We start from the raw sequence: 19135 nt of genomic DNA, 5'->3' as shown, positions 1-19135 counted from the left end.
TGAAATGAGCTAGAATAGACCACCGGGATCGGCGTGTCGGTTAGAGGCTAGGTGTCGATGCGCGGAAAAATCGCCTTTGCAGTTGTAGCGGTCGCCTGTCTGGCGGGCGCCGGCCTCTACTTTTCGCCCACGACGTTGGCCAAGGTCCAGCAGCTGGTTTCGGGCAAACAAGCTGACGCGGCCAGCACGGACAAGACGGCGAGCGGCGACAAGACGGGCAACGCCTCGGATAATGCGAAAGGCGGCGGCGCGCGCTCCGCCTCGATCGTCTCCGCCACCGCAACGACCGCCGATTTCCCGATCCGTCGCTACGCCATCGGCTTCGTCTCTTCCCCGGCGGTGGTGAGCATCAATGCCCGGGTTTCCAGCCAGATCGTGTCGATCGCGGTCAAGGACGGGCAGATGGTCAAGGCGGGCGATGTCCTGCTTTCGCTCGACGATCGCGCGCTGAAGGCGCAACTGGCCAAGGATCAGGCGGCGCTGGCCAAAGACCAGGCGATGCTGGTGAGCGCCCAGGCCGATCTGCAGCGTGCCAAGGATCTTGTCGCCAAGCAGGCCGGCACGCAGCAGACCTACGACCAGGCGCTGGCGGCGCAAAAGTCCGCGGTCGCGACCATCGATGCCGACAAGGCCACGATCGATGCCGACACCGTGCAGTTGAGCTACGCGACCATCTTGGCGCCGATCTCGGGCCGGCTGGGCGCCGTCAACGTCTCCGTCGGCGATCTCGTCACCACCAGCAACGGCAACTCGAGCAGCACGACGCCGCTTGTCACCATCACGCAGATGGATCCGCTGCAGGTGAATTTCACTCTGCCGGAAAGTGACCTTGCCTTGCTGCACAAGGCGCTCGCCGACCCGCAGCAAGGAGGCGTGACGCTGACCAAGGACGGCGATCCGACGCCGATCGGCAAGGGTGCGCTCGACTTCGTCGATTCCAGCGTCGATACGGCCTCCGGCACCATCGCCACGCGGGCAAGCATACCGAACGCGGATCTTTCGCTGTGGCCAGGCCAGTATGTGAACGTCGTGCTCGACGCCGGCACGATGCCGCAGATGACCTCGGTTCCGACGGTTGCGGTGCAGCCCAGTCAGAAGGGGCCGTTCGTCTATGTCGTCAAGCCGGACAACACCGTCGAGATGCGTCCGGTACAGGTGGCGCTGACGGACGGCGCGAACAGCGCCATCAGCGGCGGCCTGAAGAGCGGCGAGAAGGTCGTCGTCGAGGGCCAGACCAGATTGAAGAACGGCGCGCCGGTGCATGAAGGCAACGCAGCCGGATCCGGTGACAAGGCATCGCCCAAGGTTGCGGAGGCCGACAAGGCCGGCGGGGCTGCCCAATGATCTCCGAATTCTGCATCCGCAAGCCTGTCGCCACCCTCCTGATGTCGTTCGCCCTCGTGCTGGGCGGAATCTTTGCCTACAAGTTCCTGCCGGTCGCGGCGCTGCCGAGCGCCGAGTTTCCGGTGGTCAACGTCTCGGCTCAGTTGCCCGGCGCTTCGCCGGAGACGATGGCGACTTCCGTGGCGACGCCGCTGATCAAGCAGTTCTCCACCATCGCCGGCATCGATTCGATCTCGACCACCAACTCGCTCGGCCAGACCTCGATCGCCATCCAGTTCGTGCTCAACCGAGACATCGACGCTGCGGCCGCGGACGTGCAGGCCGCGATCGCGCGCACGCAAAGATCGCTGCCGCCCGAGATGACCGCGCCACCGAGCTATCGCAAGGTCAATCCGGCCGACGCACCGATCCTTTTGATGTCGCTGGTCAGCGACACGGTTCCGCTCACCGATCTCGACGCCTTCGCCGAGAACGTTATCTCGCCGTCGCTGTCGACCATCGACGGCGTGGCGCAGGTCTCGATCTTCGGCCAGCAGAAATATGCGGTGCGCATCCAGATCGATCCGACTGCGCTCGCCGCGCGCGGCATCTCGATCGATCAGTTGCAGGCGGCGGTCGCCTCGGCCAACAGCAACACGCCGCTCGGCGTGCTGCAGAACGACAAGCAGCAGCTCACCATCACCGCCAACACCCTGCTCGACAATGCCGCCGGGTTCTCCAACCTGATCATCGCCACCAAGAACGGCCACCCGGTGCGGCTGGGCGAGGTGACCCGTGTCGTCGATTCGGTGCAGACCACGACGACCGCAAGTTGGTACGACGGTACCCGCGCGATCATCATGGCCGTGCAGCGCCAGCCCGACGCCAATACCGTCGACGTCGTCGACAAGGTCAAGGCGATGCTGCCTACCTTCCAGGACCAGATGCCGGCCGCCGCCCAGATCAAGCTGCTCAATGACCGCTCAACCTCGATCCGCCAGGCCGTCGACGACGTTCAGTTCACGCTGCTTTTGACGATCGCGCTAGTGGTGATGGTGATCTTCGTGTTCCTGCGCAGGGTAACGGCGACGATCATCCCGGCAGTGGCGGTGCCGATCTCGCTGATCGCCACGCTTGGGGCGATGTTCTTGTTCGGCTTCTCGATCGACAATATCTCGCTGATGGGCCTGACGCTCGCGGTCGGCCTCGTCGTCGACGACGCCATCGTCATGCTCGAAAACATCTTCCGCCATATGGAGGAGGACGGGCTGTCGGCCTTCGACGCATCGTTGAAGGGCGCGCGCGAGATCGGCTTCACCATCATCTCGATCTCGATCTCGCTTGTGGCGGTGTTCATCCCGGTGCTTCTGATGGGCGGCGTCATCGGCCGTATCTTCAACGAATTCGCGGTCGTTGTGACCGTCGCCATCCTGGCCTCCATGTTCGTATCGCTGACGCTGACGCCGATGCTGTGCTCGCGGCTGTTGTCGGTGACCAAGGCCGATCGCGAGGCGCATGGCGCGGGCCACAGGCACGACATCGTCACCCGCATTTATGACTGGCTGCTGAGCTTCTGCCTGCGTCACACCTTCCTGATCTTCCTGGTCTTCATCGCGACGGCCGCGGCGTCGGTGTGGGTGATCCAGGTCTCGCCGAAGGGCTTCTTCCCGCAGGAAGATATCGGCCAGATATCGGTGACCACCATTGCGCGCCAGGACATCTCATTCGACGCCATGGCAAAGCTGCAGGGGCAGGTGGCAAATGTGTTCTCGAGGTCGCCCTATGTCGACCACGTGGCCTGGTCGGCGGGCAGCGGCAACAACGCGCTCAACCAGGGCCAGCTCTTCGTCCAGCTCAAGGGCAAGGATCAGCGTCCCAACATCGAGAAGGTGCTTTCGGATCTGAGGCGCCAACTCGGCGGCGTGGCGGGCATCGAGACCTATATGCAGCCGGTTCAGAACCTGAGGCTGGGTTCGCGCTCGTCCGCCAGCGCCTACCAGCTTGTGGTTCAGGGGCTCGATACCGGGCAGACCGATATCTGGGCACAGAAGCTCAATGACGCGATGGCGGCGGACCACACGAATTTCATCGACGTCACCAGCGACCTGCAGAACAATGCCCTGCAGGCGAGCCTGGTGGTCGACCGCGACAAGGCCGCGCAGCTTGGCGTCGACACCAGCACTCTGCGGTCGGCCCTCTATGGCGGCTTCGGCACCGACCAGGTTTCGACCATCTTCGGTTCGGCCGACAGCTATGAGGTCATCACCGAGCTCGATCCGAAGATCGCGTGGTCGCCGGAGCGGATGCTGGCCATCCAGGTGAGGACGGCGAGCGGCAGCCTGGTGCCGCTCGGCGCCTTCGCGCATGTCGATCGCACGGCAGGCGCGCTGACCTTGAACCAGCTCGGCCAGCTGCCGGCGGTGACGATCTCCTACAATCTGCCGCAGGGTGTCTCGCTCGGCGACACGGTGACCCGCATCGAGCAGTTGAAAGAGCAGATCGGCATGCCGACGGCGATCTCGACGACCTTCGCCGGCACCGCCAAGACCTTCCAGGATTCGCTGGCCAACCAGGGCCTGTTGATCGGCGGCGCCATCCTGACGATCTACATCGTGCTCGGCATACTCTATGAGAGCTTCATCCACCCGCTCACCATCCTTACCGGCCTGCCGTCGGCGGTGCTGGGGGCAGTGGTGGCGCTGCGCTTCGCCGGCATGGATCTCTCGGTGATCGCGGTGATCGGCATCCTGATGCTGATCGGCATCGTCAAGAAGAACGGCATCATGATGGTCGACGTCGCGCTGGAACTCAGGCGACAAGGCATGTCGGCCAAGGAGTCCATCCACAAGGCCTGCCTGATGCGCTTCCGGCCGATCATGATGACGACGCTGGCGGCGTTGATGGGCACGTTCCCGATCGCGCTCGGCACCGGCGCCAGCGCCGAATTGCGCCAGCCGCTGGGCGTTGCCGTGGTCGGCGGCCTGCTCGCCTCGCAGGCGCTGACGCTGTTCGTCACGCCGGTGATCTATGTCTATTTCGAGAATTTCTCCGGCTGGCTGCTCAGCTTCTCGTCGAGGAAGAGCCGGCCCGCGTTGCACGCGGTCGAAAGCAGCGAGCAGGGTTCGCTGTTCGATGCCGAGGAAGAAGCTGAACCGAAAAAGATTGCGGCCGAATAGGCAACTGCTTCTGGCCTAAGGCGCGGCGCTTGCGAGGGCAGGCCGGCAATCGTAATCTTGCGCCATGTCGCACGATCACGACCACGACAACGAGCTCGACCCGTTCGCGGCGCGCGTGCGCGCGCTGGAGACGATCCTGACCCAAAAGGGCCTGATCGATCCAGCGGCCATCGACATCATCGTCGATACCTACGAGACGAAAATCGGTCCGCGCAATGGCGCACGTGTGGTGGCGAAGGCGTGGGGCGATCCAGCTTACGCCGACTGGCTGAAGCGCGATGCGACGGCGGCGATCGAATCGCTGTCCTATACCGGCCGCCAGGGCGAGCACATGCAGGCCGTGTTCAACACTGAGGAGACCCACAACCTCGTCGTCTGCACGCTCTGCTCCTGCTATCCGTGGTCGGTGCTCGGCCTGCCGCCGGTCTGGTACAAGGCGCCGCCTTACCGTTCGCGGGCGGTGATCGATCCGCGCGGCGTGCTGGAGGAATTCGGGCTGACGTTGCCGAGGACCAAGAAGATCCGCGTCTGGGATTCGACCGCGGAGCTTCGCTACCTTGTGGTGCCGATGCAGCCGAAGGGCACCGAAGGTTGGAGCGAGGAGCAGCTCGCAGGGCTGGTCAGCCGCGATGCGATGATCGGCACGGCATTGGCCAAGGAGCCAACATGAACGGGCCGCAGGATCTTGGCGGGCAGATGGGTTTCGGGCCGGTCGCGCCCGAGAAGGACGAGCCTTATTTCCATGCTGCATGGGAGAGGCGAGCGCTCGGGGTGACGCTCACCGCCGGCGGGATGGGGGCCTGGAATATCGACGAGAGCCGGCATGCGCGGGAATCGCTGCATCCTGCCGATTACTATTCGTCGAGCTACTACCAGATCTGGATCAAGGCGCTGGAAACGCTCCTGAAACGCCATGGCTTCGTCACCGAGCTGGACCTTGCCGCCGGCAAGGCGGTCGATGCCGCCGCGACGCCGAGACGGGTGCTGAAAGCGGCGGACGTGCCGGCCGTGCTCGCTAAGGGCGGTCTGTGCGACCGTCCCGTCGCCACCCCGGCGCGGTTTCGCGCGGGCGACCGCGTGCGGACGAAGAACTTCAACCCGACCGGGCATACGCGGCTGCCGCGCTACGCGCGCGGCAGGAACGGGAGGATCGAGGCCGTTCGCGGCGGCTTCGTCTTTCCGGACAGCAACGCGCATGGCAGGGGCGAGAACCCGCAATGGGTCTACACGGTGGTGTTCGACGGGGCCGAAATCTGGGGCGAGGGCGCGGATCCGACGCTCAGCGTCTCGATCGATGCCTGGGAGAGTTATCTTGAGCCGGCATGAAGGCGCATTGCCTGCAGGTTTCGATGAGCCGGTCTTCGCCGAGCCGTGGCAGGCCGAAGCCTTCGCCCTGACCGTGGCGCTGCACGACAAGGGCCTGTTCTCGTGGAGCGAATGGGCCGAGGCGTTGTCCGCCGAGGTGAAGAAGCCTGGCGTGGCAAGCGACGGCCACGATTATTATGAGCACTGGCTGACGGCGCTGGAAAAGCTTTTGTCCAGGAAGGGTGTCGCCCGCAGGGGCGAGGTCGATGAACTCGCCGCCGCCTGGGAACGCGCCGCGCATGCCACGCCGCACGGCAAGCCGATCCTGCTGGAGAACGATCCAGGGCCTGCAACGTAGCCTAAAGTCAAAACAGGCTTGTTCCCTTTACGTTCTTGTGTTCGCCTGATAGTTTAAGCCGTCGGAAGCGCTATGTTCGCCACCGGCGGCGGCCGATATGGTGGGGCTGTCTTGTCTTTCGCTTGCGAATCCGGTCTCTCGCGCTGATGGAATTCTCTCCCCAACAGGACGAGGCTTTGAAAGCGGTCGCCCGCTGGCTCAAGGAGGGCCGGCCGCAGGTCTTCCGCCTGTTCGGCTATGCCGGCACCGGCAAGACGACGCTGGCGCGCTATTTTGCCGAGCATGTCGACGGACAGGTGCAGTTCGCCGCCTTCACCGGCAAGGCGGCGCAGGTGCTGCGCTCGAAGGGCGCGGTCAACGCCCGTACCATCCATTCGCTGATCTACCGGCCAAAGGGCGAGGAATCGGTTGCCGACGAGGTCACCGGCAAGACCTCTATGTCGCCGACCTTTTCGCTCAACCGGCAAAGCCCGATCGCGCGCGCCAAGCTCGTCGTCATCGACGAGTGCTCGATGGTCGATGAGCAGCTTGGCCGCGACCTCCAGAGTTTCGGCACGCCGATCCTGGTGCTTGGCGATCCGGCGCAGTTGCCGCCGATCTCGGGCGGCGGCTTCTTCACCGAGCACGAGCCTGATGTGCTGCTCACCGAGATCCACCGGCAGGCGCGCGACAATCCGATCATCCGGCTGGCGCTCGATGTGCGTGAGGGCCGCGAGTTCATGCGCGGCGACTACGGCACGGCGCAGGTGATCGGCAGGGAAGACGTCAACCAGGAGCTGGTGCTCAAGGCCGACCAGGTGCTGGTCGGCACCAACCGCACGCGCCGGCGCTACAATCAAAGGCTGCGTGAACTGAAGGGGTTCAATGCCGATTTTCCGCAGGCCGGCGACAAGCTGGTCTGCCTGCGCAACGACCCGGCCAAGGGGCTGCTCAACGGTTCGCTGTGGAAGGTGATGACCTCGTCGCGCGAGACGGTGAAGCCCGGCATCAACCTTCTGGTCTCGCCGGAAGAGGACGACCCCGACCGCGGCGTCGCCAAGATCAAGCTGCTCAAGGCGGCGTTCGAGGATCCGGATGCCGAGATCCCCTGGCAGCAGAAGAAGCGTTTCGACGATTTCGACTATGGCTATGCGCTGACCGTGCACAAGGCGCAGGGCTCGCAGTGGAACGACGTGGTGCTGTTCGACGAGAGCTGGGCCTTCAAGGAGACCAGGCAGCGCTGGCTCTATACCGCCATTACCCGCGCGGCCGAACGGCTGACGGTGGTGCGCTAGGGTTGTTGGGATTCAGGTGAGGCCGGCCTCCAAATGGCGGTTTCCTGCGCTTCCGGTGCTCACGTACTTTAAGTACGCTCCACTCCGGTTCTCGGAAACCACCATTTTCGACTCGGCCTGACCTGAATCTCAACGACCCTAGTCCGTCGGCCTCGCGCCAAGCCACTGCCAGGCGGCTTCCTCATCGTCCACGCCAAAGCGTCTGAATTCGAAAGGCAGCGTTTTCGGAAAGATGCCGGCGACGATAGAAGTCCATCCCGGTTCTCCAATGACTGCGCAACGAACGACATGTTGCAGCGCGTCGGCGACGCCTTGGCGAAGCGTGTCTTTCGAAATATTGGCCCAGTCCACGCTTTCCTCGTCGGTCAGCCGCACCAGGACGTCGATCCTGGGATGGAGCGCGTAGGCGGCCTCGAGCAGGCCGAACAGGTTTTCCGCATCGGCCGGCGTGACATCGCCGACGACGTCGATGGCGAAAAGCGCGTCGCGATTGGTCTCGATGCGGCGGATCGCCGGCACGGCTTCGAGGAAATTCAGTGGCAAATCCTTACGTTAGCCTCCATCTATCCCCTGGAACACCCGAAACCCTCTATCTGTTCCCTGCAAAGGCGGTATAGATGCCCGCCGATCCACTGGACCCCCAGTTCATGCCCGCCAAGCTTTCGGTCAATCTCAACGCCGTCGCCATGCTGCGCAACCGCCGCGACCTGCCATGGCCGAGCGTCACCGGGCTTGGCCGCATCGCCCTTGCCGCCGGCGCGCACGGGCTGACGGTGCATCCCAGGCCTGACGAACGGCACACAAGGCATTCGGACCTGCCCGAGATCAGGGCGCTGATCGACGATGAGTTTCCCAAGGCGGAATTCAACATCGAGGGCTATCCGACCGAGGATTTCCTGGCGCTTGTCGAGGAGAACCAGCCCGAGCAGGTGACGCTGGTGCCGGACGACCCGGCGCAAGCGACATCGGACCATGGCTGGAACTTCGTCGCCCAGGCGGCGTTCCTGACACCGATCGTCAAGCGGTTGAAGAAGGACGGGTTCCGCGTCTCGCTGTTTTCCGACGCGGATCCTGGGGGTGTGAATGCGGCTCGCGATACCGGCGCCGATCGCATCGAGCTCTATACCGGCCCGTATGGCGGCTTCCATTCCGATTCCGCAAAGGCGGCGAAAGAACTGGAAAGACTGGGAAAAGCCGCTGACGCCGCATTCGCGGCCGGGCTTGGCGTCAATGCCGGCCACGACCTGACCGTCGACAACCTGCCGGCGCTGGCCAAACGCATCCCGGCATTGGCCGAAGTATCGATTGGACATGGGTTGACAGCGGATGCGCTGGAGTATGGCATGGCCGGCACGGTTGGGCGGTTCTTGAAGGCCTGCGGATGGTAGGGTGCCTTGCGTAGCTCCGGCTGTTTCGGCGGATCCCGCGCGTTGCGGCGACCTCGGAGCGTGGCGAATCTGATAAAATGGGGTTCATGGTGCTAGCCAACGCCAGCGAAACAGAATCCCTCGAACGCTCGAGCCATGCCGAGACCGAGCGGCAGCACAGCACCAAGGTGCTCATGCTTGGCGCGCTGGGCGTCGTCTACGGCGACATCGGCACGAGCCCGATCTACGCCTTCCGCGAGGCGCTGCATGCGTCGTCGAGTTCGGTCGCCCGCCACGATGTGCTCGGCGTGCTGTCGCTGATCGTCTGGGCGCTCACCATCATCGTCACGATCAAATATGTCGCCTTCGTGCTCAGGGCCGACAACAAAGGCGAAGGCGGCACGCTGTCGCTGATGGCGCTAGCGCGCAGCGCCTACCCTCCAGGCTCCAAACTCATCCTGGTGATCGGCCTTTGCGGCGCGGCATTGTTCTTCGGCGATTCGATCATCACGCCGGCGATCTCCGTGCTGTCGGCGGTTGAAGGCCTGAAGGTCGTCACACCGGCGCTCGATGCCTTTGTGGTTCCCATCACGCTGGTCATCCTGGCGGTGCTTTTCGCCGTGCAGCGCTTCGGCACGGGCAAGGTGGCGGCGGTGTTCGGACCGATTACGGCGATATGGTTCGTGGCGATCGGCGCCGCCGGCCTCTACCACATCGTCGACGATCCATCGGTTTTCCTGGCGATCAATCCGTATTACGCGATCTATTATCTGGCCACCACGCCAACCGGTGCCTTCGTCACCGTCGGCGCCGTTTTCCTGGCGGTCACCGGCGCCGAGGCGCTCTATGTCGACCTTGGTCATTTCGGTCGCAAGCCGATCGTGATGGCGTGGTTTGCAATCGTTTTCCCATGCCTGCTGCTGAATTATTTCGGGCAGGGCGCCTTCGTGCTCTCGCATGGCGGCAAGCCCACCAATCCGTTCTTCCAGATGCTGCCCGAATGGGCGCTGATGCCGATGGTCGGCTTGGCGACGGCAGCCACCGTCATCGCCAGCCAGGCGGTGATCTCAGGCGCCTTCTCGCTGACTAGGCAGGCTGTGCAGCTCAATCTTCTGCCCCGCATCGAGGTGCAGCACACATCCGAGATGCAGAGCGGCCAGATCTATATGCCGAGGGTCAATCTGCTGGTCGCGCTCGGCGTGATGCTTCTGGTCGTCGGTTTCGGCAGCTCGAGCGCGCTTGCCGCCGCCTACGGAATTTCCGTCACCGGCGAGATGCTGATGACGACGATCCTGTTGTTCGTCGTCATGCGCTGGCTCTGGAAATGGCAGCTGGCGCCGGCACTGGCGCTGGCGATGCTGTTCGGCGTCATCGATCTCGGCTTCTTCTCGGCCAATGTCGTCAAGATCGTCGAGGGCGGCTGGGTGTCGATCACCGTTGCTTGCTTGATGGGTCTGATCATGTGGACCTGGATCCGCGGCACCCGCTATCTGTTCGACAAGACCCGCCGCAACGAGATCCCGCTCGACTTCCTGGCGACGAATCTCCTGAAGAAGAAGCCGCAGCTCGTATCGGGCACGGCCGTGTTCCTGACCAGCGATCCGCTCAGCGCGCCGACCGCGCTCATGCACAGCCTGAAGCACTACAAGGTGCTGCACGAAAAGAACGTCATTCTCTCCGTGGTGACGGCGCCGCAGCCAGTGGTGCCCGACAGCGAGCGCGTCAAGATGGAGACGGTCAACGAGCTGTTCATGCGGGTGACGCTGACCTTCGGCTATATGGAGCAGCCCAACATTCCGCGGGCTTTGGCGATATGCCGCAAGCAGGGCTGGAAGTTCGACATCATGACGACGTCCTTCTTCCTGTCGCGGCGCTCGCTGAAGGCTTCGCCCAATTCCGGCATGCCGGTCTGGCAGGACCGGCTGTTCATCGGCCTGGCGCGCTCGGCGGCCGATGCGACGGAATATTTCCAGATCCCCACCGGACGCGTGGTAGAGATCGGCACACAGGTCGCCATCTGACGAACCCGATTTGCGCCGGATGAAGAGGCCGGCTGTTCCGTGCACGGAAAGCCGTGCGTCGGCGACATGGGAGCCCTCACGTTAGGGCACTTGATATTGCACTGCAGCAAGCGTAGAGCACCGCGCGTTTATCGGAGTGTCGTCCATGGCCCTTGCCAATGGCGCTGAGGCAGAACCCGTCGACCAATCGAGCCACCCGGAAATAAAGCAACACAGCACCAAGGTGCTGATGCTGGGCGCGCTGGGCGTCGTCTATGGCGATATCGGCACCAGTCCTATTTACGCGTTTCGCGAGGCCCTGCATGCCTCGTCCGGCGGGGATGTGGCCAATCGCGCCGACATCCTCGGCGTTTTGTCGCTGATCATCTGGTCGCTGACGATCACGGTTACCGTCAAATACATCATGTTCGTGCTGCGCGCCGACAACCGTGGCGAGGGCGGCGTGCTGTCGCTGATGGCGCTGGCGCGAGGCAGTTTTTCGACGCGCTCGGCGATCATCCTTGGCATCGGCATCATCGGCGCGTCGCTGTTTTTCGGCGATGCCGTCATCACGCCCGCGATCTCCGTGCTATCGGCGGTCGAAGGCATGAACGTCGTCACACCTGCCTTCCAGCCCTATGTCGTGCCGCTGACATTGGTCATTCTGGCCATGGTGTTTGCCGTGCAGAGGTTTGGCACCGGCGGTGTCGGCCTGGTGTTCGGCCCAGTGACGGCGGTCTGGTTTCTCGCCATCGGCCTGTCCGGGCTCAAGCACATCATCAATGACCCCGAAATCCTCTTGGCAATCAGCCCGCATTATATCGTCGCCTTCCTGATCAATTCGCCCGACGTGTCCTTTGTAACCATCGGTGCCGTCTTCCTGGCCGTCACCGGCGCCGAGGCACTCTATGCCGACCTCGGCCATTTCGGCCGCAAGCCGATCGTGCTGGCATGGCTGGCGATCGTGTTTCCCTGCCTGCTTTTGAACTATGCGGGGCAGGGCGCCTATGTGCTGGCCAAGGGCGGCACGGTCGGCCATCCCTTCTTCGAAATGAACGAGGGCTGGGCGCTCATCCCCATGGTGGTGCTGGCGACGGCAGCGACCGTGATCGCCAGCCAGGCTGTCATCTCCGGCGCCTATTCGCTGACCAGGCAGGCGGTGCAGCTCAACATGCTGCCTCGGCTCGAAATCCTGCATACGTCGGAAAGGCAGTCCGGGCAGGTTTACATGCCGCGCGTCAACATGCTGTTGGCGCTGGTGGTGATGCTGCTGGTGGTCGGCTTCGGCGAGTCCAGCAGGCTTGCTTCGGCCTATGGCATCTCGGTCACCGGCAATATGCTGGTGACGACGGCGCTGTTGTTCGTCATCATGACCCGGATCTGGAAATGGCCGCTGTGGCGCGCTGTGGCGCTGACGGTGCTGTTTGCCTTCATCGACATCGGCTTTTTTGCTTCCAACATCGTCAAGGTGTTCGAGGGCGGCTGGGCTTCGCTGGCGGTGGCCTTTGCTATCATCCTCGGCATGTGGACCTGGGTGCGCGGCAGCCGCTATCTGTTCGACAAGACCCGCCGCAACGAGATCCCGCTCGATTTCCTGGCGGCGAATCTCTTGAAGAAGAAACCGCAAGTGGTGTCGGGCACCGCCGTGTTCCTGACCAGCGATCCGCTGAGCGCGCCGACGGCGCTGATGCACAGCCTCAAGCACTACAAGGTGCTGCACGAAAAGAATGTCATTCTGTCGGTGGTGACGGCGCCGCAGCCGGTCGTGCCCGACAGCGAGCGCGTCAAGCTGGAGACGGTCAACGAGCTTTTCATGCGCGTGACGCTGACCTTCGGCTACATGGAGCAGCCGAACATTCCGCGGGCTTTGGCCATCTGCCGCAAGCAGGGCTGGAAGTTCGACATCATGACGACGTCGTTCTTCCTGTCGCGGCGTTCGCTCAAGGCTTCGCCCAATTCCGGTATGCCGATCTGGCAGGACAGGCTGTTCATCGGCCTGGCGAAAACGGCGTCGGACGCGACGGAGTATTTCCAGATCCCCACCGGCCGCGTGGTGGAGATTGGCACGCAGGTCGCGATCTGAAAGACTGCACTGCATAGGGCATTTCAGCGTTACGCAATCCCGGACGGAAAGTGTTGCAAGCTTTTCCCGGATTGCCCTGGACGGAGGCGGGCATGAGCGGCGAATTGGTGCTTGTCACCGGCGGGTCTGGCTTCCTCGGCGCTCACTGCATCCTGGCGTTGCTCCAAGGCGGCTATCGCGTGCGCACCACCGTCCGCTCCGCCAATCGCGAGGCCGATGTCCTTGCGATGTTGAAGGTTGGCGGCGTCGAGGCGGGCGATGCGCTTTCATTCGCCCATGCCGATCTGATGACCGACAAGGGATGGCCGGAAGCGGTGGCCGGATGCCGGTACGTGCTTCACGTCGCCTCGCCGTTCCCGCCCGGTGTCCCCAAACATGAGGACGATCTGATCGCTCCTGCACGGGAGGGTGCGCTGCGCGTGCTGCGGGCCGCGCGCGATGCCGGTGTCGAACGTGTCGTGCTCACCTCGTCCTTCGCCGCCATCGGCTATGGCCAGACGCCGGTTGCCGGCCATCCGTTCACGGAAGAGAACTGGACCAATCTGTCGCAGAAGGTAAGCGCCTACGTGAAGTCGAAGACGCTTGCCGAGCGGGCGGCTTGGAACTTCATCGCCAGCCAGGACGGCGCGCCGGAACTGGCGGTCGTCAATCCGGTCGGTATCTTCGGAACGGTCCTGGGGCCGGATCATTCGACGTCCACCGAAATCATCAGGCGCTTGATGGATGGCGAGATGCCGGGCCTGCCGCGCATGGTGTTCGGTGTGGTCGATGCGCGCGACGTCGCGGATCTGCATCTGCGCGCCATGACCAATCCCGCCGCCAAGGGCGAGCGGTTCCTGGCCATCAGCGGCGATTTCATGACGATGCTGGAGATCGCGCGGACGCTGAAAGAGCGGCTGGGCAATGCGGCGTCACGGGTTACGACCAGGGTGCTGCCGGACTGGCTGGTCCGGATCGTCGGGCTGTTCGACGGGCAGGCAGCCCAGATCGTGACGGAATTGGGCAAGCCGAGGAATGCGACGAGCGCCAAGGCGATGCACATCCTTGGCTGGACGCCACGATCGCGCGAGGATGCGCTGGTTGCCACAGGCGAGAGCCTGATCCGGCTTGGGCTGCTGAAAAAGTCGAGATAGCGCGCCCCGGACGAGATGCCCAAGGCGCGCTGATTTTAGCCGGCCAATGCGGCCTTGTTCGCCTCGAGGAACTGCTTCAGCGTCTTTGGCGTCCTGCCTGAAAGCGTCTCGATGGCGTCGGTCACCATGGCGATGCGGCCGGAGCGCGTGTTGGCGTCGAAGGACACGACGACCTCGGCGAAATCCTCGGGAACGCCTGATGCCTTCACTCCTTCCGTCAAAGCTTCGTCCGGAACCTGAACGACATCGAGCGGCTTGCCGGTGACCTCGCTCACCAGGGCGGCGATTTCGGCCGTGGTGTAGGCGTGCGGACCGGTCAAGGTGTAGGTCTTGCTCTCGTTTGAGGCGCCAGCGAGACCGGCGGCGATCGCCGCTGCCATGTCATCGCGTGCGCCGTGCGCAATGCGGCCTTCGCCGGCGGACGTATACCAGCGTCCCGAGGCGATCGCGTGCGGCAGCGCCAGGAACAGGTTCTCCTGGTACCAGCCGTTGCGGAAGATCGTGTAGGGGATGCCGCTCGCCTTGATTGCCTGCTCGGTGCTGTAGTGGTCATCGGCAAACAGCACCGGGGAGCCGGGCTCCGGATTGGGCATCGAGGTGTAGAGCAGATGGGAAATGCCGGCGTTTTTGGCTGCGGCGACGGCATTTTCGTGCTGCTTCAGGCGCCTGCCGCTTTTGAGATCGAGATCGCCGGTCGAAATGATCAGCACATTGTCGGCACCGTTGAATGCGGTTTCCAGCGAGGCCGAGTCGTTGAAGTCGGCGGACCTGACAATGACGCCGCGCAGCGCCAGATCGGCCACGCTTTCTGGATTGCGTGTGGTGGCGATGATCTTTGCCGGCGGTACTTTGTGCGTGTCCAGGAGATGGTTGATGACGCCGCGGCCGAGCTGGCCGGAGGCGCCGGTAACGAGGAGGGTTTCGGTCATGGGGGATCCTGACATTGCGCCGCAAAAGCGGTCGAGTGGTAGTCTCAGAAAGAGACCAGCACTAAAATAGGAATTGACCCGGTGCCGTAAAGAAGGCAGTTTTTCGGGAGGTAGGCACAGGCAGGGAACCAGCCATGGACGGCAAGGTCATCAATCTGAAATCGAAGATGGAGACCTACAAAGCGATAAGCGGCGGCGGCAACATTGCCAATTGTCCGGTTCGTGAAGTTATCCAGGGCGTCAGCGGCAAATGGAGATCGCTGCTGATGATGGCGCTGGCTGAGAGACCCTATCGCTTCGGCGAGTTGAGGCGCCTTGTGCCCGACATTTCGCAGCGTATGCTGACCCAGACGCTGTACGATCTCCAGCGCGATGGCTATGTGCATCGTGAGGTGTTCCCGACCAAACCACCGAGCGTCGAATACAGCCTGACCGATCTCGGGCGCTCGATGTTCGGCGCCTTTCATCAATTGATTCTATGGGCCGAACTCAACCATGATGCGGTGCGCGCGGCGCGCGCCGATTTTGATGCCGCCCAGGCGTAAGCCTCCGGACGGCGCCGCGACTTGATTTCACCCGGCGGCTGAAGGATTGTCCCGGCCGGTTCGGCTTGGGGGCATCGGCATTTCCTACGATATCGCAATTGCAGGCGCGGGTCCGGCGGGGCTCGCCATGGCGCTCTATCTCAAGCGTGCCGGGCACAGGGTCACCATCTTCGAGCGCTTCGAAGAGCCCAAGCCCGTCGGCTCCGGGCTGATCCTGCAGCCGACCGGGTTGACGGTTCTGGCCGATCTCGGCCTGCTCGACGACATGGTTGCGCTCGGCGCCCGCATCGATCGCCTGCATGGCGCCGATGCCTCGACCGGCCGCACCGTGCTCGAAGTCCGATACGACGCGCGGCGCGGCCGCCGCTTCGGGCTCGCGGTGCACCGGGCGGCATTGTTCGGCGTGCTCTTTCGCGCCGTCCGGCGCGAGGCGATCGCCATCGAGACCGGCGTCGAGATCGAAACCGTGGAGGCCGGCGAACGGGCGACGGTGATTTTTGGCGAGGGACGAAGGGCAGGACCGTTCGATCTGGTCATCGACGCCAGCGGTTCGCGCTCGAAGCTGCGGCAATGCGCGGGCAATGCAGGCGTACCACGACCGCTCGCCTATGGCGCGTTCTGGGCCTCGCTCGGCTGGCGCGAAGGTTTTGACGAGCACGCGCTCCTACAGCGCTACGACCGAGCCAGCGTGATGATCGGCGTGCTGCCGATCGGCCGGCCGGATGCCGGTGCCGGAAAGATGGCAGCCTTCTTCTGGAGCCTGAAGCCGGCCGATGCCGACGCGGTGCGCAGCCTTGGCCTTGATGCCTGGAAGGAGAAGGTGGTCCGCCTATGGCCGCGGAGCGAGGCATTCACCAGTCAGATCGACAGTTTCGAGCAGCTTTCGCTGGCACGCTATGGCCATCACACGATGAAGCTTCCGATGGGCCGCAGGCTGGCCGTCATTGGCGATGCCGCCCATTCGACCAGCCCGCAGCTCGGGCAAGGGGCCAACATGGCACTGCTCGACGCGGCGGCGCTCAGCCATGCACTGGCGCGGGCGGATAGTGTCGAGGCAGCGCTTGAAACCTATGCCAAGGCGCGTCGCTGGCATGTGCGTGTCTTCCAGGCGCTGTCGCTGTCGCTGACACCGTTCTACCAATCGGACTCCCTAACCTTGCCCTTCGTCCGCGACCGTATGGTGGCGGCGCTGGCGAGAATTCCGCCGGGGCCGCAATTCCTCGCCGCCATGGTCGCCGGAACGGTGGTCGACCCGTTCAAGCGGATCGGGCTTGCGGAGTTGCAATGGCCTGAAGTCGGATGATCTCGGACAGATAAGAGCTTTTTGCCCGAAGGAAGGCATGCAGCCGCCGGGGATAATCCGGGCTGACGGCTTCGTTCACCGAACGGCGTTCGCTCAAGGCCCCGCGCCAGGCCTGGACGAGCGGCTTGCCGTCCAGAATGCCGAAATCGCCGATGCGGTCGAAAATGTCGAAGTAGCGGAAGATCGGCCCGTAGACGGCGTCGACCAGCGAGAAGCGCTCGCCGGCGAACCACGGACCACTTCGCCTTGCCGACAGTTCGGCCTCAAGGCGCGCGAACATCTCGGACAGAGCTTGGCTTTCCTTGAAGAACGCAGCTTCATCAGCAGCGGAATAGAAGCGGCCGATGGCGTTGAGGATGGCCGAGCCGAATTCGATCCAGGCGCGATGCCTGGCCCGCTCCAGCGTATCGGCGGGGTGCAGCGGATTGGCCTCCGTCTCCTCGAGGAATTCGAGAATGACGGCGGATTCGAAAATGACCTCTTCACCACCATCGCGTCGAACGCGGAGCAACGGCACTTTGCCGAGCGGCGAGATCGCCTTGAACCAGTCGGGCTTGCTGGAAAGATCGACATCGACCCGCTCGAACGCCACGCCTTTCTCGGCAAGCGAGATCGCCGCGCGCTGGACGTAGGGGCAGAGGCGATGGCTGACGAGGGTGAGCTTTGCGAGGGTGAACTTGGCGGTCATCTCACTCTCCCCAGACATAATTGAGCGCGTCGTCCTCGACCCGAGTCGACAGGAACATCAGGCGCGAGCCCTTCGGCGCCGGGCCTTCGAGGCGCTCACCGTTTTCCATATTGAAGCGGGCGCCGTGCCACTGACAGACGAAGGTGCCGTCCTTGCAGTCCAGCGGTCCGCCGAAATGCAGGCAGACATTGGCCGCGGCACGGATGCGCTCGCCGCTGCGCCAGACATGGACCTCGCGCCCGAAGAAGGGTGCGACCAGGCTGCCGGTTTGCGGGATATCGGCGATCTTGCAGATTTCGTGTTTCATCGGGCTACTCCGTATAAATGCATTTGCATCTATATAGATGCGCTTGCATCGATCGTCAAGCTTGATGCAATTGCATCTATCGCTTAGACTGCCCTGATGACGAAAACATCACCCGAAGCCGTCACCGCCTGGGCGCGCCTGATGCGCGTGTCACGCCAACTGGTCGAAAGGACCGAGGATGCGCTGAAGGCAAACGGCCTGCCGTCGCTTGCCTGGTACGACGTGCTGCACGAGCTCGCCGAAGCGGGCGAGGGCGGCTTGCGTCCCTTCGAGCTGATCGATCGCGTTCTGCTCGCGCAGTACAGCGTCTCCCGGTTGTTGGCCCGCCTCGAGGCCGACGGCCTGATCGAGAAGCTGCCCGTCTCGGATGACGGCCGCGGCCAGACCGTGCGCATCACGCCAGGTGGCCGGGAGATGCGCCGCCGCATCTGGGCGATCTATGGAGCCTCGATCGCCGAACTGATGGGGGACAGGCTTTCAGCCCAGGAACTGAAGACATTGGCCGGCCTGCTTGGGCGGCTGCGCGCGCCGCCGGCCAACGATTAGCTGGCGAGCCTTTCGCTGTTCCGCCGGGTCATTTTTCGCCGCAGCCCCTTGCGCCGGAAACCGAAATACGCAATAAACCGAACCGTAACGTACGGTACGCCTCCGAGCGACCGGGAAAACAGGACAGAGCGTGCTGCAGGCTGGCGCCGACATCGACACAAGCGAAACGCTCACCGAGCGCCAGCAGGCCGTGCTGGATGCGGCACTTCGCCTGCTGGTGGAGGAGGGCGACAACCTGACCATGACAGCGGTGGCGCGGCGGGCAAGCTGCTCGAAGGAAACGCTCTACAAATGGTTCGGCGACCGCGACGGCCTGCTGACGGCGACAGTGCAGTGGCAGGCTTCCAAGGTGCGTGTTGCGCCGGTCGATCGCAAGGGGCTCGACCTTGCTTCGCTGACGGCGAGCCTTGAACGCTTTGCATCCGACTGGCTGAAAGTGATTTCCAGCGATACGTCGATCGCGCTCAACCGCGTCGCCGTCGGCCATGCCGGGTCCGGGAAGGACGATCTCGGCGCGGTCGTACTGCAGAATGGCCGCTTCGCCCTTGCCAGGCGCCTGAAGCCGGTGTTGGAAGCTGGCCGGCAGGCCGGGCTGCTCGATTTCGAGGACGCCGAAACGGCGTTCCGGACCTTTTTCGGCCTGGTCGGACGCGACGTGCAGATCCGTCTGCTGCTCGGCGACCGGGTGGAATTGACTGAGGCGACGATCGGCGGCGACGCCGTGCGCGCGACGCAACAGTTTCTCGCTCTTTTCGGAGCAAAAACCGGCCGCAGGGCCACTGATCTATAAACGGGAAG

At 63.6% G+C, this 19135-nt stretch carries 18 protein-coding genes; 14 read left to right on the top strand and 4 right to left on the bottom strand.

Annotated elements, in window-relative coordinates; translation table 11 throughout:
* Positions 1 to 57: 57 nt before the first annotated feature.
* The 6 genes from YU3_RS0126535 to YU3_RS0126510 all read left to right on the top strand — a co-directional run bounded on the left by YU3_RS0126535 (position 58) and on the right by YU3_RS0126510 (position 7436).
* Positions 58 to 1344, top strand: coding sequence for an efflux RND transporter periplasmic adaptor subunit (locus YU3_RS0126535; RefSeq protein WP_027169047.1), 1287 nt, complete (start codon positions 58 to 60; stop codon positions 1342 to 1344).
* A complete protein-coding gene (locus YU3_RS0126530; protein ID WP_027169046.1) occupies positions 1341 to 4499 on the top strand; it encodes an efflux RND transporter permease subunit in 3159 nt (1052 codons plus the stop codon). The genes YU3_RS0126535 and YU3_RS0126530 overlap by 4 nt, the downstream gene beginning before the upstream one ends.
* Before the next feature lie 64 nt (positions 4500 to 4563).
* Positions 4564 to 5169, top strand: coding sequence for a nitrile hydratase subunit alpha (gene nthA, locus YU3_RS0126525; protein ID WP_027169045.1), 606 nt, complete (start codon positions 4564 to 4566; stop codon positions 5167 to 5169).
* Entirely contained in the window at positions 5166 to 5825 is a 660-nt protein-coding gene (nthB, locus tag YU3_RS0126520) for a nitrile hydratase subunit beta (RefSeq protein ID WP_027169044.1), read from the top strand. The genes nthA and nthB overlap by 4 nt, the downstream gene beginning before the upstream one ends.
* Positions 5812 to 6162, top strand: coding sequence for a nitrile hydratase accessory protein (locus YU3_RS0126515; protein ID WP_027169043.1), 351 nt, complete (start codon positions 5812 to 5814; stop codon positions 6160 to 6162). Before nthB ends, YU3_RS0126515 begins: the two co-directional genes overlap by 14 nt.
* 146 nt (positions 6163 to 6308) lie before the next feature.
* The gene (locus YU3_RS0126510) at positions 6309 to 7436 is read left to right on the top strand and encodes an ATP-dependent RecD-like DNA helicase (RefSeq protein WP_027169042.1); all 1128 of its coding nucleotides are present in this window, start codon (positions 6309 to 6311) and stop codon (positions 7434 to 7436) included.
* Positions 7437 to 7574: 138 nt separating this feature from the next.
* On the opposite strand, the gene YU3_RS0126505 is transcribed toward YU3_RS0126510, so the two are convergent.
* Complete coding sequence (locus YU3_RS0126505) at positions 7575 to 7979, bottom strand: STAS/SEC14 domain-containing protein (protein WP_348631195.1); 405 nt, start codon at positions 7977 to 7979, stop codon at positions 7575 to 7577.
* Between the two features lie 104 nt (positions 7980 to 8083).
* Between YU3_RS0126505 and YU3_RS0126500 the strand changes: the two genes are divergently transcribed.
* The 4 genes from YU3_RS0126500 to YU3_RS0126485 all read left to right on the top strand — a co-directional run bounded on the left by YU3_RS0126500 (position 8084) and on the right by YU3_RS0126485 (position 14019).
* Positions 8084 to 8824, top strand: coding sequence for a pyridoxine 5'-phosphate synthase (locus tag YU3_RS0126500; RefSeq protein WP_027169040.1), 741 nt, complete (start codon positions 8084 to 8086; stop codon positions 8822 to 8824).
* A gap of 86 nt (positions 8825 to 8910) precedes the next feature.
* Entirely contained in the window at positions 8911 to 10824 is a 1914-nt protein-coding gene (locus YU3_RS0126495) for a potassium transporter Kup (protein ID WP_027169039.1), read from the top strand.
* A 145-nt stretch (positions 10825 to 10969) separates the two neighbouring features.
* Positions 10970 to 12886: a potassium transporter Kup gene (locus YU3_RS0126490; RefSeq protein ID WP_027169038.1), complete on the top strand. Its 1917-nt coding sequence runs from the start codon at positions 10970 to 10972 to the stop codon at positions 12884 to 12886.
* Positions 12887 to 12978: 92 nt separating this feature from the next.
* Positions 12979 to 14019, top strand: a complete 1041-nt coding sequence (locus YU3_RS0126485) for an aldehyde reductase (protein WP_027169037.1) — start codon at positions 12979 to 12981, stop codon at positions 14017 to 14019.
* 35 nt (positions 14020 to 14054) lie between these two features.
* Here the strand turns inward: YU3_RS0126485 and YU3_RS0126480 are convergent, their stop codons facing one another.
* Entirely contained in the window at positions 14055 to 14948 is an 894-nt protein-coding gene (locus tag YU3_RS0126480; RefSeq protein ID WP_027169036.1) for an SDR family oxidoreductase, read from the bottom strand.
* Between the two features lie 134 nt (positions 14949 to 15082).
* Between YU3_RS0126480 and YU3_RS0126475 the strand changes: the two genes are divergently transcribed.
* The gene (locus tag YU3_RS0126475; protein WP_027169035.1) at positions 15083 to 15493 is read left to right on the top strand and encodes a helix-turn-helix domain-containing protein; all 411 of its coding nucleotides are present in this window, start codon (positions 15083 to 15085) and stop codon (positions 15491 to 15493) included.
* 46 nt (positions 15494 to 15539) lie between these two features.
* The gene (locus tag YU3_RS0126470; RefSeq protein WP_027169034.1) at positions 15540 to 16796 is read left to right on the top strand and encodes an NAD(P)/FAD-dependent oxidoreductase; all 1257 of its coding nucleotides are present in this window, start codon (positions 15540 to 15542) and stop codon (positions 16794 to 16796) included.
* On the opposite strand, the gene YU3_RS0126465 is transcribed toward YU3_RS0126470, so the two are convergent.
* Together YU3_RS0126465 and YU3_RS0126460 are read right to left on the bottom strand one after the other, a co-directional pair.
* Entirely contained in the window at positions 16750 to 17484 is a 735-nt protein-coding gene (locus YU3_RS0126465; RefSeq protein WP_027169033.1) for a glutathione S-transferase family protein, read from the bottom strand. The two genes, YU3_RS0126470 and YU3_RS0126465, sit on opposite strands and share 47 nt — an antisense overlap.
* 1 nt (position 17485) lies before the next feature.
* Complete coding sequence (locus YU3_RS0126460) at positions 17486 to 17791, bottom strand: Rieske (2Fe-2S) protein (protein ID WP_027169032.1); 306 nt, start codon at positions 17789 to 17791, stop codon at positions 17486 to 17488.
* Positions 17792 to 17887: 96 nt separating this feature from the next.
* On the opposite strand from YU3_RS0126460, the gene YU3_RS0126455 reads away from it, so the two are divergent.
* Together YU3_RS0126455 and YU3_RS0126450 are read left to right on the top strand one after the other, a co-directional pair.
* A complete protein-coding gene (locus tag YU3_RS0126455) occupies positions 17888 to 18337 on the top strand; it encodes a MarR family winged helix-turn-helix transcriptional regulator (protein WP_027169031.1) in 450 nt (149 codons plus the stop codon).
* A gap of 130 nt (positions 18338 to 18467) precedes the next feature.
* The gene (locus YU3_RS0126450; RefSeq protein ID WP_027169030.1) at positions 18468 to 19127 is read left to right on the top strand and encodes a TetR/AcrR family transcriptional regulator; all 660 of its coding nucleotides are present in this window, start codon (positions 18468 to 18470) and stop codon (positions 19125 to 19127) included.
* The last annotated feature ends 8 nt before the right edge of the window (positions 19128 to 19135 follow it).

Source organism: Mesorhizobium sp. WSM3224 (assembly GCF_000427725.1).
GTDB lineage: Bacteria > Pseudomonadota > Alphaproteobacteria > Rhizobiales > Rhizobiaceae > Mesorhizobium.
This window is presented reverse-complemented; position numbering and strand designations above follow the sequence as displayed.

Excerpts from the sequence above, each read along its gene's own strand:
- YU3_RS0126535 (WP_027169047.1), top strand. The coding sequence starts at position 58 with ATGCGCGGAAAAATCGCCTTTGCAGTTGTAGCGGTCGCCTGTCTGGCG.
- YU3_RS0126460 (WP_027169032.1), bottom strand. The coding sequence starts at position 17,791 with ATGAAACACGAAATCTGCAAGATCGCCGATATCCCGCAAACCGGCAGC.
- YU3_RS0126485 (WP_027169037.1), top strand. The coding sequence starts at position 12,979 with ATGAGCGGCGAATTGGTGCTTGTCACCGGCGGGTCTGGCTTCCTCGGC.
- YU3_RS0126480 (WP_027169036.1), bottom strand. The coding sequence starts at position 14,948 with ATGACCGAAACCCTCCTCGTTACCGGCGCCTCCGGCCAGCTCGGCCGC.
- YU3_RS0126530 (WP_027169046.1), top strand. The coding sequence starts at position 1,341 with ATGATCTCCGAATTCTGCATCCGCAAGCCTGTCGCCACCCTCCTGATG.
- YU3_RS0126500 (WP_027169040.1), top strand. The coding sequence starts at position 8,084 with ATGCCCGCCAAGCTTTCGGTCAATCTCAACGCCGTCGCCATGCTGCGC.
- YU3_RS0126490 (WP_027169038.1), top strand. The coding sequence starts at position 10,970 with ATGGCCCTTGCCAATGGCGCTGAGGCAGAACCCGTCGACCAATCGAGC.
- YU3_RS0126475 (WP_027169035.1), top strand. The coding sequence starts at position 15,083 with ATGGACGGCAAGGTCATCAATCTGAAATCGAAGATGGAGACCTACAAA.
- nthB (WP_027169044.1), top strand. The coding sequence starts at position 5,166 with ATGAACGGGCCGCAGGATCTTGGCGGGCAGATGGGTTTCGGGCCGGTC.
- YU3_RS0126510 (WP_027169042.1), top strand. The coding sequence starts at position 6,309 with ATGGAATTCTCTCCCCAACAGGACGAGGCTTTGAAAGCGGTCGCCCGC.
- YU3_RS0126495 (WP_027169039.1), top strand. The coding sequence starts at position 8,911 with ATGGTGCTAGCCAACGCCAGCGAAACAGAATCCCTCGAACGCTCGAGC.
- YU3_RS0126465 (WP_027169033.1), bottom strand. The coding sequence starts at position 17,484 with ATGACCGCCAAGTTCACCCTCGCAAAGCTCACCCTCGTCAGCCATCGC.
- YU3_RS0126455 (WP_027169031.1), top strand. The coding sequence starts at position 17,888 with ATGACGAAAACATCACCCGAAGCCGTCACCGCCTGGGCGCGCCTGATG.
- nthA (WP_027169045.1), top strand. The coding sequence starts at position 4,564 with ATGTCGCACGATCACGACCACGACAACGAGCTCGACCCGTTCGCGGCG.